Origin of the sequence: Maribellus sp. CM-23, from assembly GCF_021354595.1 — a bacterium.
Lineage (GTDB): Bacteria > Bacteroidota > Bacteroidia > Bacteroidales > Prolixibacteraceae > Draconibacterium.
In genome coordinates this window covers 646,616-663,077 of the sequence record NZ_JADWYJ010000001.1, presented here as the reverse complement: position 1 = coordinate 663,077, position 16,462 = coordinate 646,616, and the positions used below count along the sequence as shown (strand labels likewise).

Genomic DNA, 16,462 nt, shown 5'->3' with positions numbered 1-16,462 from the left:
CATGCAAATAAAAGGAGTTAAATACACGTTTAAGGCGGAGCCCTGGCAATACGGGGCGCCGGGTGGTTGGTTTTTTGTCTCTTTCCCTGCCGGATTGGCCAAAGAGATCAGAAGCACCTTCGGACGCGAAGAGGAAGGATGGGGAAGGCTAAAAGCCACTGCACAGATCGGAAACAGCGAATGGAAAACGGCGATTTGGTTCGATACCAAACAGAATACCTATTTCCTGCCGTTAAAGGCCGAAATCAGAAAAAAGGAGCATATTACAGCCGGGAATGAAATAGAAATTGTGGTGTGGATTTAGCCGGATAGCTGTATTCGGCACCTATGTTGAAGGAAAGGGCTGTTTTATTGTAAAATGTTTTTACATTTGCGTCAGAAAAAACAGATACATCTTTTTATGAATTTTGCTTCCGTGTAAATACCATATTGCGAGTTCGCATCTCTGATCAGTGAGGTGCCGGTGGTGCAGGATTGCGCCGGGTCGGAATATGGGAAATCTCCAGTTATTAGTAATACTTTTTATTAACTGTATATTGGTCTGTCAGTATACTGACGGCTGGTATCGTATCATTTTAAGAGAAGATGATTTACCCGGATAATTTTGAACAAAAAACTGGCATTGAAGAAATCCGCCAGTACATTACCGAGAAATGTTTATGCCCGCTTGGAGAAGAATGGGTTGCCTCTATGGCTTTTTCAACAGATTATTTAACCATTAACCGATGGTTGACACAAACCGACGAGTTACTGCAAATTGTTGGAAACAAAGAAGATTTTCCTTCTGACTTTTTTATCGATGCGCGTACTCCCTTGCAAAAGGTTGCAGGCGATGTTACACGTTGGTTTTATGAAAATGAGATAGCCGACTTGATGAACTCTCTCCAGACGGTGAACGAAATAGTTGACTTTTTGCGAAAGGCCGTAACCAACGCAGGCAAGCCCCGCTATCCGGCGCTTGCCGCAATGGCCGCTAAAATACAGGTGTTCCCTTCGTTGGTGGAACGGGCCGGTTCTATTCTGGACAAATCGGGACAGGTGAAAGACAACGCCTCGCGGCGGCTGGCCGATATTCGCAAAGGCAAAGCAGAAGCTGCCAAGGCTGTTACACGCCACATGCAAAAGGCCATTCGCGATGCGCAAACAGCAGGGCATATCAGCCGCGATATTCAATCCACCATGCGCGACGGTCGTATTGTTATTCCCGTAAGTGCCTCCAACAAACGAAAAATAAAAGGAGTGGTGCACGATGATTCGGGCAGTGGAAAAACTGTTTATATTGAACCGGAAGCGGTGGCCGAGGCCAATCGTCGTTTGCGTGAACTGGAAACCGACGAGCGCAGGGAAGTCATCAAGATACTGACTGTTTTTACCGACCAGGTAAGGCCGCATATTCCCAAATTGCTGCAGTCGTACAGCTTCTTGGGTGAAATTGATTTTACACGCGCCAAGGCTTTGTTTGCATCCCGCATTAACGGGGTTAAACCTGTTTTTGAAGACCGGCAGCAGGTGGAATGGAGCCACGCGATCCATCCTTTGCTGAACATTGCCCTCCGGCAACAAAACAAGCAGGCGTTGCCGCTGGATATCAGCCTGAATGCCAAAGACCGCTTACTGATTGTTTCGGGAGCAAATGCGGGAGGAAAATCGCTGTGTTTAAAAACTGTTGCCTTGTTGCAATACATGCTGCAATGCGGGCTTCTTATTCCGGTAAGCAAGGAGTCGCAGGCCGGAATATTTGAGCACATTTTTATGGACATTGGCGATGGGCAAAGCATTGAGAACAGTCTTAGTACTTATACCTCGCATTTGGGCAACATGAAGTTTTTTGTCGAAAACTGTACCGCCCAAACGCTGATTTTGATTGATGAGTTTGGCAGTGGAACAGAACCTCAGATTGGCGGAGCGATTGCCGAAACCCTGCTCGACCGCTTCAACCGAAAGCACAGCTTTGGGGTTATTACCACGCACTTTCAGAACCTGAAACACTTTGCCTACGAAACCGATGGGATTATCAACGGGGCGATGCTTTATGATGCGGAACGGATGCAACCGCTGTACCGGCTTTCCATTGGCAATCCGGGAAGTTCGTTTGCCATTGAAGTGGCCCGGCGAATTGGCTTACCGGAAGATATTATTGTAGATTCGTCGGCCAAAATTGGGGACGATTTTATCAACATGGATAATTTCTTGCAGTCGATTGCCCGCGACAAGCTTTATTGGGAAGCCAGGCGAAAAGAAGTAAAACAGCAGGTGGACAATCCGGTTACTGTTTCAGAAGTCAATCCTGCTCAGACAAATAAACCGGCAGAAGATAAGCCGCCAGTAATCAATGCGGTAATTGAGACGGGCGATACTGTTTGTCTGGAAGGACAAACCGCACCGGGACTTGTTCTGGAGATGAAAGGGAAGAAGGTAACGGTAGTATTTGGCAGCCTGAAAAGTACTGTTGCTTTGGACCGACTGAATCTTGTCAGCAAAAAAGACCAGTAGATACAACGGAAGACCGAGCTGTCCATTAAGACATGCTCGTTCTTTTTATGTCCGAATTTATCGTTGCTGTGCTTCTGTACATCACAGGGAAGCAGTCTCCTGAATTTTGCGGATACTATTGACGATCTTTTAAACTTTCCTGTGTTTTTCCTGTTAATTTTGGAAACAAATAATCAGCTATACTGTCATGTTAATAGTTATATCTCCGGCCAAATCGCTGGACTTTGAAACAGCCCCCACCACAGCTACTTTTACCCGGCCCGACATGCTGGACGAATCGGAAAAGCTAATGACCCGGTTGCGAAAAATGAAACCCAAACAACTTTCGGAGTTGATGGGGATTTCGGCCGCCCTGGGGCAACTGAACTACGAGCGTAACCAAACCTGGCAACCGCCTTTTACGCCCGAAAATGCCAAACAGGCGGTACTGGCGTTTAACGGTGATGTATACCAGGGACTCGATGCGCCTTCGCTTACCGAGGATCAGTTGATGTTGCTGCAAAACAAGCTGCGCATTCTTTCCGGTTTGTACGGGGTTTTGCGCCCGCTCGACCTCATTCAGCCCTATCGCCTGGAAATGGGTACCAAGCTGAAATACCTGCGTTCGGATGATTTGTATGCGTTCTGGAAAAGCAAAATCACGCCCAAAATAAAGGAAGCGATTGCAGAATCGGGGAGTCAGGTACTGATCAACCTGGCGTCGAACGAGTACTACAAAAGCATCGATCCTAAAAAACTGGGAGCCGAGATTGTTACGCCGGAGTTTAAAGATATGAAGAACGGTGAGTACAAAATGATCTCCTTTTTTGCGAAGAAAGCCCGGGGTTTAATGACGCGTTTTATCATTGAAAACAAGGTGGAGAAAGTGGAAGATTTGCAGGCTTTTGATTCGGAAGGCTATGTTTTTAATCCGCGTTTGTCAAAGCCCGGAAAACCTGTGTTTACTCGGGGGTAATTAGGTACTTTACATCACAACAGTCCAATAAAGTGTTTTATGAGTAGATTCTGTCGCTTCATTTTATTACGCTCAGAATGACAACGAATTATGATCTGGAAGTAGATTGAGGGGATATTTTGGTGGGAATCCGCCAAAATATCCCCTCAATCTACTGGAAACGTTAAAGACCTTGTCATTCCGAGGAAAGTGAGGAATCTTTATTATAGTGGACGCACATTATTTCAAACATAAGAAAGCCGGAAGTTTTTGAAACCTCCGGCTTTTTATTGTATTGGAATAATCCTTCTGTTTTAGAACGGCAAATCACCTGCTGCATCGTCTCCCGGCTCCGGCGGGATATCTTGCATTCTGAACTCCGGTGGTGGTTCCGGGAAATTCTGGTCGTCGGTTGCACGGTCAATTTTCCAGGCATTTACATTGGTAAACCAGCGCCCGTTAAACTCGCGCGATTCAACGTTAAAGGAAACCTCCACACTTTCGCCTGCATTCAATCCGTTCAACAGGTCCACTTTTTCTCCAAACAGCGTGAAACACACTTTCCGGGGATACTGCTCTTCTGTTTCCAGTACGAATTCCTGTTTCTTCCATTCTTTCCCTGCACGGCTCACTCCCGATTCAGGCTTTAAAATCTGATCTACTTTTCCTTTTACGCTTAATGCCATTTTATCCTTTCTTGTTGATGAGGCTCAAAAATATAAAAAAGAAACCCTTTGCCTGAACGAGACAAAGGGTTTTTATCAACATGATTTCCTAAACGGTAATCTTATTTGTTGTCTTCTTTTACAATTTCGAGTAATTCAACTTCGAAAACAAGTGCCGAGTTTGGGCCAATGTTGGCACCTGCACCACGTTCGCCATAAGCAAGTTCTGCAGGAATATAAACTTTCCATTTTGATCCAACCGGCATCAGTTGAAGGGCTTCTGTCCAACCTGGAATAACACGGTTAACACCAAATACTGTAGGCTCTCCGCGATCAACCGAGCTGTCGAAAACAGTACCATCAGTTAAAGTACCATGGTAGTGTACACGCACCTGATCAGTAGCAGCAGGTTTTTCACCGGTTCCTTCTGTCAGCACTTCGTACTGTAAACCACTTTCGGTAGTTGTTACGCCTTCGCGTTTACCGTTTTCTTCGAGGAATTTGTTACCGGCTTCCAGGTTTTCCTGTGCTTCGCGGTCGTTTTCTTCCATAAAGAATTTCTGAATCAGTGCATTGGCATCTTCTTCCGAAATTTTAACTTCTTCGCCCAATGAAGAAGAACGGAAAGCCTGAGCCATCGCTTCAATGTTCATCGTTTTACCTCCGGGAGCTCCTTCCAGTTGTTTTTTGTTGTTGGCACCCACCAGTACACCAATGGCATAACTTGCTGAGTCAGCACGGGTTTCAAGTTTTACATCAGGAGCACCGCCAGGTTGGCAAGATGTTGCTGCGATCATCATTGCTACGACCGCTACAAAAAGAATTGCATTTTTCATTTCTATTAAATTTTATGTTTGATCTAAATCAGGATGTCAGGAACAATCAAATTACATGATCTCCAATAATTCAACTTCGAAAACCAAGGTGGAATTCGGGCCAATGGCACCGCCTGCACCACGGGGGCCGTAAGCCAGTTCCGATGGGATGAAAAGTTTCCATTTTGATCCGACCGACATCAACTGAAGTGCTTCTACCCATCCCTGGATCACGCCGTTAACCGGGAATACTGCCGGCTGATTACGTTGTACCGAGCTGTCGAAAACAGTGCCGTCAATCAGGGTGCCGTGGTAATGGCATTTTACCTGGTCGGTGGCAGTCGGAATTTCGCCTTCACCTTCTTTCATCACTTCGTATTGTAAGCCGCTTGGCAGCACAATCACTCCGCTTTTCCTGGCATTTTCAGAAAGAAAAGCCTGTCCTTCTTCCAGGTTTTTATTGTTTTCTCCTTCTTGCGATTGCGCAACAAAAGATTCCAGAATCTGATTGGCTTCTTCGGGCGAAATTTGTGGTTTCTCTCCGGTGAAAACATCTTTTAAGGCTGCTACAAATGCATCCGGATGAATGGTTTTAACACCCGACTGAATAAGGTTTGCAGAGATACTTAATCCCAATGAATAACTGAACTTTTCTAAATCGTCGCTTAATTTGATTTTTGACATTATTATTTTGATAACTAATTAGGTGTGCGAATATAAAGTAATTTTTTCGCAATTGGCAGAATGCTTTCCTTTAATTTTGTGCGTGTGTAATTAATTTGAAGTGCTGTATATCAACTCATAAAGAGTACTACTGTTTTTCCCTGTATCTCTGGTTCCTGAAATTGGAACCTTCTTCATTTTATTGCGTGGTAATCCTTTATAGGGCTCTTTCATCTACACCGGGCATTGTCAAAAATAATTGAGAGGCTTTCGTAATTTTAGCAGGGCAGGCTGTACTTATACAATAATTAATAGTACATAATTTAGGGAGTTCGTTTATTTGCCTTCACTTGTGGAGATTGCACCCGAAAGATTATTATTTTTACTCTGAATTGATACTTGCTTATGCGGCAGACCACCCTTTTTGCAGAAAATATACGGATTGCTTTAATTTCGATAAAAAGCAATTTGTTGCGTACTGTTTTAACGGTACTGATTATTGCTGTTGGGATTACCGCACTGGTTGGAATTCTGACAGCCATTGACTCGATCAAAAATTCGATCACCAAGGAGTTTGCTTCTATGGGTGCCAATACTTTTTCCATTTCAAGCCGTGGAATGAATGTGCAGATTGGAGCAAAACGTTACCGGGCTAAAAATTATTCCTATATATCTTATTATCAGGCAAAGGAGTTCAAGGGAAGCTTTGATTTCCCTGCACAAACTGCAATCTCGGTGTATTGCACCGGAACGGCTACTTTAAAATACGGGTCGGAAAAAACAAATCCGAACATCACGGTACGGGGGATCGATGAGAATTACCTGGCTACTTCGGGATATGAGGTTGGCAAAGGCCGGAGTTTTAGTGGTCAGGATATTACTTCCGGACGTAATGTGGTTTTACTCGGAAGCGAGTTGGCGCGTCGCCTGTTTAAATCGGGTGAGGAGCCGGTAGATAAAGTGATCAGTATCGGTAGTGGAAAGTACAAGGTGATTGGTGTATTAAAGAAAAAGGGGAGTGGTTTTGGAATGAACAGCGATATGGTGTGTTTTATTCCTTACTCCAATGCACGCACTTATTTTTCCCGCCCGAACATGAATTTCGGTGTGCAGGTAATGGTCGATCGCCCAGAATTAATGGACGCTGCCGTTGGCCAGGCCGAAGCAACTTTTCGCATTGTCCGTGACCTTGATCCGCTGGATGAATCGGATTTTAACATCGAAAAAAGTGACAATCTTGCCAACATGCTGTTGGAGAATATAAAGAACATCACCTTTGTGGCTACCATCATTGGGCTGATAACCTTGCTGGGAGCAGCGGTTGGCTTAATGAATATTATGTTGGTTTCGGTGACCGAGCGCACGCGGGAAATTGGCGTCAGGAAGGCAATCGGAGCGAAGAGTTCAACGGTAAAGCAACAGTTTCTGGTAGAGGCAATTGTGGTGGGGCAGATTGGCGGCTTCGTGGGAATTATCCTCGGAATCATTGCCGGTAACCTGGTTTCTTCGCTGATCGGTTCCTCCTTTATCATTCCCTGGACCTGGATTATTCTGGGGGTAATCTTATGTTTTTTTGTTGGAATTATTTCTGGTTACTACCCGGCACAAAAAGCATCGAAACTCGACCCGATTGAATCGCTGCGTTACGAGTAGTTTAGAGTTCAAAGTTCAGTGTTCAGAGTTTAACCTTTGTTTAGTAGTTTGTGTCTAGCGTCTGTTATGCTGTGTAGCCGTTTTGCTGTGCTGCTGAACATTTAAGCATTTCTGCATTTACGCATTCAATAATCCAGTCCTTCAATCCTTCACCCCGTCAGTTTAGCTTTAGCTCTTGGCTCGAAGCTGGTAGATCTCAGCATGAAACAAAAAAAAGGGAACCTTTCGATTCCCTTTCATTTATACTAGTAGTGTTGAATTACTTTACAGAATCCATGTACTGAATTAATTCGCATACTTTTGCTGAGTAACCCATTTCGTTGTCGTACCAAGAAACAACTTTTACGAAGTTAGGGGTCAATGAAATACCAGCACCTGCATCGAAGATAGAAGTACGAGTGTCACCAACGAAGTCGTTAGAAACAACCTGATCTTCAGTGTATCCAAGGATACCTTTCAATTCGCCTTCAGAAGCTTCTTTCATAGCAGCGCAAATTTCTGCGTACGATGCACCTTTTTCCAAAGTAACAGTTAAGTCAACAACTGATACGTCAGGAGTCGGAACACGGAAAGCCATACCGGTAAGTTTACCGTTCAGTTCAGGAATAACTTTACCTACAGCTTTAGCAGCACCTGTAGAAGAAGGGATGATGTTCTGACCGGCACCACGACCACCTCTCCAGTCTTTAGCTGAAGGACCGTCAACAGTTTTCTGAGTAGCAGTAGTAGCGTGAACGGTAGTCATAAGACCTTCTTTGATACCGAATTTGTCGTTCAATACTTTTGCAACAGGAGCCAAACAGTTGGTTGTACAAGAAGCATTTGAAACGAAATTCATATCGTTAGTATATGAAGTGTGGTTAACACCCATAACGAACATTGGAGTATCGTCTTTTGATGGAGCAGACATGATCACTTTTTTCGCACCAGCGTCGATGTGACCCTGAGCTTTTCCTTTTTCCAGGAAGAGGCCAGTTGATTCAACAACATAGTCAGCACCTACAGCACCCCAGTTGATATCAGCAGGGTTTCTTTCTGCAGTAACACGGATTTCGTTACCGTTTACAATCAGTTTGCCGTCTTTTACTTCAACAGTACCGTTGAACTGACCGTGAGTAGAGTCGTATTTCAACATGTAAGCCATGTATTCAACATCAATGAGGTCGTTGATAGCTACAACCTGGATTGTTCCTTTGGCAACTGCCTGACGGAAAACAAAACGTCCGATTCTTCCGAAACCGTTTATACCTATTTTAATCATAGTTGAGAAAGTTTTAATTATTTAAAAGAAAATATTTCTAAACATTTCATGCTCAGGATAAAAACCTGAGTTTTTTAAAGCCTCACAAAGTAAATACATTTTGCGAACAGACACAAGTTGTCCATTTTCTTTTCGTTCTACCTTAATAATTACTTAAAGTGTTTAGAGTGGCATATTTTCTTTATTTGTGATCAGTTGGTTGTTTTTCTGGAAATATGAAAATCTCAGAGGCTTAAAATTGGAGTAAATAACTTGTATTTAACGAAATAGTTTGATTTTTCATGTTCGATATTTTGTGTTATCTGGATAAAAAGCCCGCTTTCCCGCATGAATGAGCCGCTTTGCCCATATTCTTTGGCCCGTATTTTTGAAACTAGCTGTCGTGATTGGAAGAGTATGTCGTGGAAATTTTGACAGTGGATGATTCCGTTTCCGGTTGCTCACTATATGCCGGACATTTGCACCCTTTACACGATTCGAGCGCCAACAGCAATGTGAAGGCCAGTATTATCACGAAATTTCGAAAGAGGGGGGATAGTTTAACTGCTTGCTTATTTATTAACATACGACTATTTTTTAGGTTGGCGTTCCGGTAATGCTGTTAACAAAAGTATTATTTATATTCATTTTTAATTAATGGTTATTTATTCCAACGAAAATCGCTAAAAAATAGTGCCAACCTAGGTTATAATTAAAAAAAATAACTTAAAATTGTAGGGAATTACAAGAAAACACAGAATCGGGACGGTCGTTTAATCCCTTTTAGTTTGAATAGAGTTAAAGAGTTAAACTTTTAAGTCCCCAACTGTTGAAAACATTAGTAATGGCGGTGCATATTATGCAGCATATATTTTGTACATTGACGCAAATTTTTATACGTTTGTACAGTTTGCTGTGCCTGTAGACCAAATGGATCTGACGAATGATTAAAGAATTAAATAAATTAAAATCAATCAATCAATTAAGTTCAATTTAAAAGAAATGCTATGAGAAAAATGTTTACTAGGCTTTTCGGCTTAACGTTGCTCATGTATTTGGCTAGTTCGCTGACTGTGGTAAAAGCACAGTGTACGCTGGATCTAGATCCACTTGCAGATGCTAACGTTGTGCTATTGACCGATATTAGCACAGTTTGCGATGGAGGCAATGTGCAATATATGGTTACCGGATATGAATCCGACAGTACGTATTACTCGTTTAATGGTGAAGGTGACGAAACAGGCGCAGGCTTCACATTGGCCAATACTTTTACTACTGTAGAAGGTCGTCCTTTTGTAGTTCAGGTAAGGGTTGGGGCATCATGCTTCACAAATGTGTTGGAGTATACACCAGAAGATTCCGTGGTTGCTATGACCTTGGATACCATTCTGGTTACGCATCCGAGATGTGCCGGCGATGATGGTGAAATAACCGTAGTTGTTGGTGGAACCGAAGATTTTGTTGTTTACTATGTTGATTCAGCAAGTGTAAGCTGGGATCCCAATGGTTCTTACACTGCTCACGATGAAACACAGTTTTTAGGTATACCGGAACACAAGTATTACATGGGAATTAGTTCTGTGAACTGTTCTTCTGTTATGTGGGATTCAGTGACTATTGCTGCTGCTCCTGCAGAATTGGAAATTGCTGATGTTGATGGTACTGATCCTGAATGTATTGGAGGAGAAGGTACTGTAACCGTAACCGGAATTGCCGGAGGTACTCCTTTTATCGGAGGTAACTATATGGTTACTGTTGGTGACTCTACAAAATTGTCAACCGGTGCAACTGCTATGTTTATGATGCCGCAAGGTAATTATACTGCAACGGTTGTTGATAGCTTTGGTTGTGAACTTACTTCAGACAGTATCGCTGTTCTGACAGATCCTGCTGCTATCACTTTTGACATTGAAATTGTTGATGTTGACTGTTACGGATCAACCGGCGAAATTCATATCGTAAATTTGGCTGGACCTGAAGGCGCTGTTTTCGAAGCCAGTCTTGGTGATGGTAATTGGGTAGGTATTGCTCCCGGCGACACTATTATTAAATTGACAGGTTTAACAGCCGCTTATTACAGTGTTTATGTAGATAATACAAACGACGCATGTGATTCAGTAGGATATGTAAACCCGAACAATACTCAAAATACGGTTTCTGTTCAGGCACCGGGTCTGATTAAATTCGATGTTACTGTTGGAACAATTACTTGTAACGGAGGCACTACTACTATTGCTGTTAGCAACGAAGAAGGTGGTAGCGGTGCTTATGAGTACCAACTGGAAGATGAAAATGGTGTAGTTGCTGCATTTAGCGCAACAAAATCATGGTCTGTTCCTGCTGGTGATGATTATGTAGTAACAGTTAGAGATAAAAATGCTACTACCTGCGAAATTAGTAGTGTAGAATATGATATTACAGAACCTACATTGGTATCAGTTTATGCCGAAACTGTAAGCCCAACTTGCCCTGGCGGTAATGATGGTTTAATTGAAATTACTGCCAATGGTGGTAACGGAACCTATGAATACTCTTTGAACGGGACAACCTGGTATACAAATAACATATTTACCAAAGAAGCTGGTGTTTACACCGTTTGGGCACGCGATCCGCTTTGTCCAGACCAGAAAGTAAGTACTACAGTAGAAGTTGATGCACTTGATGAGAATGTTATTGAACTGTTATTCGGACAAGGATGGACAGATACAGTAAATCAATGTTACGGAGTTAATGATAACGCTATTGTTGTTGGCAAAGATTCATGGGCTAGCCAGGTTGGTGAAACCAGAGATTTGACCGTACTTATTAGTAACGGAACTGATACAATGGAAATGACTCAGGGATGGTTAGGAAACTGGAGAGCTGATGATGTTGATCCAGGAACTTATACAATTTGGGCATTTGATGAATTGGGTTGTGGAAGTAACAAACTGGAAGTTAATGTGGTTGAGGTTGATATGCTGACCATTGAAGCTTATGTAAGTGATAATGCAACTTGTTACGGAGATAATGATGGAGTTATTACCGTTAAAAACAATGGCGGCGGAAACGACGAATGGTACGGATATTTTCATACAAACACTCTTCAGGCTGCAATGAATCTTGATGAAGATGCTTTCATAACCTGGCCGGCAGGTGCCGACTCTGTTGAAGTACAAGCTACAAAAGGAACATACTATGTAGTGGTTATGGATGAGTGTGGTTACAGAGCCTATGCTGGTCCATTTACCGTGGATGGTCTTGACCCCGTTGAAATTGCGGCAGAGGCTGTTTCTGTTAAAAACATTAAGTGTTTTGGTGATACAGACGGAGAAATCGTAGTCGCAAATGCAACCGGTGGATCTGGAAGTCTTGTATATACGCTTGAGGTTAAAAACGGCGAAGTTTGGGAAGAAGTTACCGGTTGGGTAGATACTGACGCCACTACTTATACTAGCTTAGGTGCAGGTACTTACCGAGTCGTTGTAACCGACGAAAACGGTTGTGCTGGTGATATGACTGATGACATTATCGTTGAAAGCCCTGAAAGCGGTGTTGTTTTAGAAGATTGGTATAAAGATGATATTAGTTGCTACGGAGCTGCTGATGGTGCTATTGGGTTTGCCGTTTCTGGTGGTACAGCTCCTTATGAATACAAAGTTGGTACAACAACTTGGCAACCTTTCCCTGCTGAATCGTACGGACCAGGAGAGGCTTCAGAACAAGTGTTGATTACTAAGCCGGGAACATATACTATCCAAGTAAGAGATGTATACGGATGCGAGATGACTCCTTGGCAAGTAACTGTTGACGAGCCTAAAGAAATCACCGTAATTGCAACCGGAACAAATGTTACCAGCAGCTGTTTGGAAACTCCAAATGGTACTATTAAAGTTGTAGTTGATGGTGGCAATACTAATCTATATGATGTTCAGATTGTTGGAGTGGATACAATTCAAACTGACAGTATTGCTAACTTTACAGAAGTTGGTAAAGGTGACTGGACTATTGTAGTTGTCGAAGTAGGCCCAGGCAGCAAAGGTTGTATGGGAACTGCCTCGATCGAGATTTCAGCTCCTAATGATTTGGATGCTGCTGCAACTGTAAGTGAAAATGTATCTTGTTTTGGTGGATTAAACGGCGAAATTACAGTGAGTGAAATCACAGGTGGTGTAGCTCCTTATGTAATAAGCATTAGTCCTGCAGAAGGAACAATCAATCAAACTACTGATGTGATTTCTGAGCTTCCTGCAGGTACATATACAGTTACTGTTACAGATAATAATGGATGTACTATTTCTATTAATGATTTGGAAGTAACACAACCAGCAGAATTAGTATTGAACGCAACTAAAATTCAGGACATTACTTGTGCTGAGGATGGAATGTTCTCTGTTCAGGTAGCTGGCGGTACTGCTGATTATGTATATTATACTGTAAAATCTGATCCGGTAACCGGTCACATTCTTGTTACTGATATCCCAACTTCTGCCAGCAACTGGCAAGCTGATAGTATCTTCACTGTTACTGAAGCGGGTACTTGGATTGTGTGGGCTATGGATGCCAATCAATGTATTATTGGTGGTGAAGAAGATGAAAACGGACCAGTAAATGCATGGCGCGTTAAAATCGAAGAACCGGAAGTGGTCGTTGATTTTGAAGCTTACCTAGAAGAGGAAGTTACTTGTAATGGCAATATGGATGCAGTTGGGGTAATCGGTGATATTACTGTTAACTCTGTTACTGCTGATTTGGATGACGTAACTATAACCGTAAATGGAGAGGTTGTAGCCAGCGATACAGTAAAAGATCTTGGAGCTGGTACATATGTGATCGTTGTTACTGATAATGCAAGCGGTTGCTCGCATACTCAAACGGTTGAAATTGACCAACCGGAAGTATTGGAGGTTGTTCTCGATATCGCTGATGGCGAATTTACTTGTCCTGACGTAGTTGAAGGTCTTATTCAGGCAACTGTAACAGGTGGTACTCCAATGATGATGCCTAAGAGTGCAAATAATTACTCTCCTTATGAATTCCAATTGTGGCAGGATGGCGAATTGTTGTCTGATTATAATAATTATGACGCATTTGTAGTGGAGATTGGACACGAATATCAAGTAGTTGTTCGTGATATGAATGGCTGTACTGATACTTCAAATGTATTAGTTGTTGATCCGGTTGCTCCTGTAGTAATCGAGGAAATTAAAGACGTAACTTGTTCGGATGATGTACTTGCTTCATTGAAAGTAACTGTATCGGGTGAAGAAGGTCGTCAATTCCAGGTGAAATGGAGACTGTACGAAGAAACAACTACTTATACTGTTTCTGATTGGTACTCAGCTGGTGATATCTACCTGAGCGAAATGTTCGAGTTCGATAGTGAGAATATTAATGATAAGCATTACGAAATAGTTGTAGTGGACGATATGGGCTGTACTTCTGAAAAGGATACAGTTACTGTTGACCCAAAACCTGGATCTTCAATTATGCTTACAACTACTGTAGGTGAAGTTAACGGATGTGGTACTGAAGTAATGGTTGTTGCCGCTGGTGGTGTTGCTCCATATTCATACATGGTTAACGGTGAAGTAGCTGAAGGAACTACCTTATTACTGGGTGGTGGTACACATATTATTCAGGCAATGGATGCACACGAGTGTATGGATGCTGATACAATTACTTTGGCATACCCAATGTCTGTAGATACAACGTTCAATATCTTCGTAGGCGACACTGCTCACCTTGTATATGGAACGATCGACGAAATGTTCACAGAGGATGTAACTGCTACATTCTATGATATGAGTGATGAAAACTGTACCGTTGAGGTAAATGTAGAGGTGATTACAAGAGAGAAAACTGCTCCTGTACTGGATACAGTTAGCCCAATGGGTACTATCACAGACAACCATCCGACATTTGTGATTACATTTGAAGGTCCTGTAACTTTCAATGAAACAGGTGTTCTGACGGTTACTGAAAAAGATTCAACAGATGCTACTTTGACACTGACTATTACACCTGAAATGGTTAGCGGAAATACTATCACTGTTGACTACGTATATGATGCCGCAGTTGGTGGTCTGAATAAGTTCACAACTTATGTAGTTGCTGTTGACAGTGGTGTTGTAATGGGTGATGGCCTGGTATGGGATGGAAACGTTCCTTATGCTTGGGAATTCACAACTGGTGATTTCGCAACTGATATCACAGACATTGAAGCTGTTGAGTTCAAAGTATATCCGAACCCATTCAGTAGCTTTATCAGAATTGACAATGCACAAAAACTTGACAGAGTGATTGTTTCTAACATCGCTGGTCAACGTGTACTGGATATTGAAAATCCAACTTACGAAATACGTACTGGAAATCTGGTAACTGGCGTTTACGTTGTTACATTAATTGCTAACGACGAAATCGTTAAATCAGAAAGGATTATTAAGAGGTAATACCGAATTGATTGATTAAAAAGGGGAAGCCGGATGGCTTCCCTTTTTTATTGGTAGATGCCGTATAGTAGCTTACAAAATGTACTTTTGCACAAAATTCGCATAAAATGGAACTATTAAATAAACACGTCAGCATACGGAAATTTAAGGATCAGGAAGTAGATCAGATGTTGCTGGAGTCTATTATCTACTCAGGTACCAGAGCTTCAACCACCGGGAATATGCAGCTTTACAGTGTCATTATAACAAGGCAAGAAGAAATGAAAGCTGAGTTGGCACCCTTGCATTTCAACCAACCTATAGCAAAAAATGCCCCTGTGCTGTTAACTATCGTGGCAGATTTTAACCGTTTTTCGAAATGGTGTACAGCAAGTAATGCAGAACCCGGTTACGACAATCTTTTGTCGTTTACCACTGCATTAATTGATGCGCTTTTATTTGCCCAGAATATTTGTTTAGCAGCTGAGAACGCCGGACTGGGCATTTGTTACCTTGGGACAACCACATATAATGCGGGAGAAATTATTGATCTACTAAATTTGCCGACTCGCACTTTTCCTGTTACCACAATTGCACTGGGATATCCTGCCGAACACCCTGAATTAACAGACCGTATTCCGCTGAAAGGGATCATTCATGAAGAATCCTACCAAGACTACAGTAACGACGATATAAGCGGCTTATATCGCTTTAAGGAGGGGCTGGAGTCGTCAAGGAAGTTTGTGGCGGAGAATGCAAAGGAAACCTTGGCACAAGTATTTACCGATGTTCGCTACAAAAAGGCCGATAATGAGTTTTTCTCCGCAAAAATGCTCGAGGTATTAAAGCGGCAGGGCTTCTTAAAATAGTTGTTAATCGGCCGAAAAGCGGTTTATAAAGTCAAAAAAATCCTGGCGGTAGCTGTTGCCTATCGGAAGTTTGTTTCCTTCGATCGAAACCATGTTTCCTTCCACCGATTCGATGTTATGCAGCGAGATGATGTAGGATTTATGGATACGGTAGAACAAATCGGCAGGCAACAGATCCAATATCCGTTTCATGGACAGGTTGGTGACGTAGTGATTCTCTTTGATGTGTATTTTAATGTAGTCGCCCAGACCTTCGACAAACATGATGTCAGAGAAATTGATTTTGTAGTTTTTCTTATTTGACTTTATAAAGAGAAATTTAGCTTCCGATTCGCCTGGTTGAGTCACTGCTTTCTTTTTTAACAGCAGAAGTTCTTCGGCTCGGTAAAAGGCTTTGCAAAAGCGCTCAAATGAAAAAGGCTTCTTCAGGTAATCAACCGCATTTAATTCAAAGCCTTCGAGTGCATACTCCGAATAAGCGGTAGTAAAGATCACCAAAGGTGGATTGTTCAGGTTTTTTAAGAAAGAGATACCTGACAGTTTTGGCATATTAATGTCCAAAAATATCAGATCAATGGATTGTTCCTGCAAAATCTTGTGGGCGCAAATTGCTTCGGCACAGGTGGCCGCAATCTTTAAATCAGGCAATTTTTGAGCATATTGTTTTATTACGTCCTGTGCCAAAGGTTCGTCATCTATAATCAGCGCATTTATATTCAT

Annotated in this window: 11 protein-coding genes; 6 read left to right on the top strand and 5 right to left on the bottom strand. The window is 42.3% G+C overall.

What is annotated here, in order from left to right; genetic code table 11:
* Window position 1 precedes the first annotated feature (1 nt).
* The 3 genes from INQ51_RS02505 (at window position 2) to yaaA (ending at window position 3,448) form a co-directional block, all read left to right on the top strand.
* On the top strand, window positions 2-304 hold the full coding sequence (locus tag INQ51_RS02505; RefSeq protein ID WP_233376317.1) for a DUF1905 domain-containing protein: 303 nt from the start codon (window positions 2-4) through the stop codon (window positions 302-304).
* A 281-nt stretch (window positions 305-585) separates the two neighbouring features.
* Window positions 586-2,493, top strand: a complete 1,908-nt coding sequence (locus tag INQ51_RS02500; protein WP_233376316.1) for an endonuclease MutS2 — start codon at window positions 586-588, stop codon at window positions 2,491-2,493.
* Between the two features lie 187 nt (window positions 2,494-2,680).
* Complete coding sequence (gene yaaA, locus INQ51_RS02495; protein WP_233376315.1) at window positions 2,681-3,448, top strand: peroxide stress protein YaaA; 768 nt, start codon at window positions 2,681-2,683, stop codon at window positions 3,446-3,448.
* A 293-nt stretch (window positions 3,449-3,741) separates the two neighbouring features.
* Here yaaA and INQ51_RS02490 read toward each other — a convergent pair whose 3' ends face one another.
* From INQ51_RS02490 to INQ51_RS02480, 3 genes are all read right to left on the bottom strand, one after another.
* Window positions 3,742-4,113 carry a DUF3127 domain-containing protein gene (locus INQ51_RS02490; protein ID WP_119438697.1) on the bottom strand — a complete coding sequence of 124 codons (372 nt, stop codon included), beginning with the start codon at window positions 4,111-4,113 and terminating at the stop codon, window positions 3,742-3,744.
* A 101-nt stretch (window positions 4,114-4,214) separates the two neighbouring features.
* Window positions 4,215-4,928, bottom strand: coding sequence for an FKBP-type peptidyl-prolyl cis-trans isomerase (locus INQ51_RS02485; RefSeq protein WP_233376314.1), 714 nt, complete (start codon window positions 4,926-4,928; stop codon window positions 4,215-4,217).
* 51 nt (window positions 4,929-4,979) lie between these two features.
* A complete protein-coding gene (locus INQ51_RS02480; RefSeq protein WP_233376313.1) occupies window positions 4,980-5,591 on the bottom strand; it encodes an FKBP-type peptidyl-prolyl cis-trans isomerase in 612 nt (203 codons plus the stop codon).
* Window positions 5,592-6,041: 450 nt separating this feature from the next.
* Between INQ51_RS02480 and INQ51_RS02475 the strand changes: the two genes are divergently transcribed.
* On the top strand, window positions 6,042-7,223 hold the full coding sequence (locus tag INQ51_RS02475) for an ABC transporter permease (RefSeq protein WP_233376312.1): 1,182 nt from the start codon (window positions 6,042-6,044) through the stop codon (window positions 7,221-7,223).
* Window positions 7,224-7,482: 259 nt separating this feature from the next.
* On the opposite strand, the gene gap is transcribed toward INQ51_RS02475, so the two are convergent.
* Window positions 7,483-8,484 carry a type I glyceraldehyde-3-phosphate dehydrogenase gene (gap, locus tag INQ51_RS02470; protein WP_233376311.1) on the bottom strand — a complete coding sequence of 334 codons (1,002 nt, stop codon included), beginning with the start codon at window positions 8,482-8,484 and terminating at the stop codon, window positions 7,483-7,485.
* Window positions 8,485-9,470: 986 nt separating this feature from the next.
* Between gap and INQ51_RS02465 the strand changes: the two genes are divergently transcribed.
* Together INQ51_RS02465 and INQ51_RS02460 are read left to right on the top strand one after the other, a co-directional pair.
* Window positions 9,471-14,894, top strand: a complete 5,424-nt coding sequence (locus INQ51_RS02465) for a T9SS type A sorting domain-containing protein (RefSeq protein ID WP_233376310.1) — start codon at window positions 9,471-9,473, stop codon at window positions 14,892-14,894.
* Window positions 14,895-15,001: 107 nt separating this feature from the next.
* Window positions 15,002-15,742, top strand: a complete 741-nt coding sequence (locus INQ51_RS02460) for a nitroreductase family protein (RefSeq protein WP_233376309.1) — start codon at window positions 15,002-15,004, stop codon at window positions 15,740-15,742.
* Window positions 15,743-15,745: 3 nt separating this feature from the next.
* Here the strand turns inward: INQ51_RS02460 and INQ51_RS02455 are convergent, their stop codons facing one another.
* Window positions 15,746-16,462 (bottom strand): LytR/AlgR family response regulator transcription factor, encoded by a 717-nt coding sequence (locus INQ51_RS02455; protein ID WP_233376308.1) that lies wholly within the window; start codon window positions 16,460-16,462, stop codon window positions 15,746-15,748.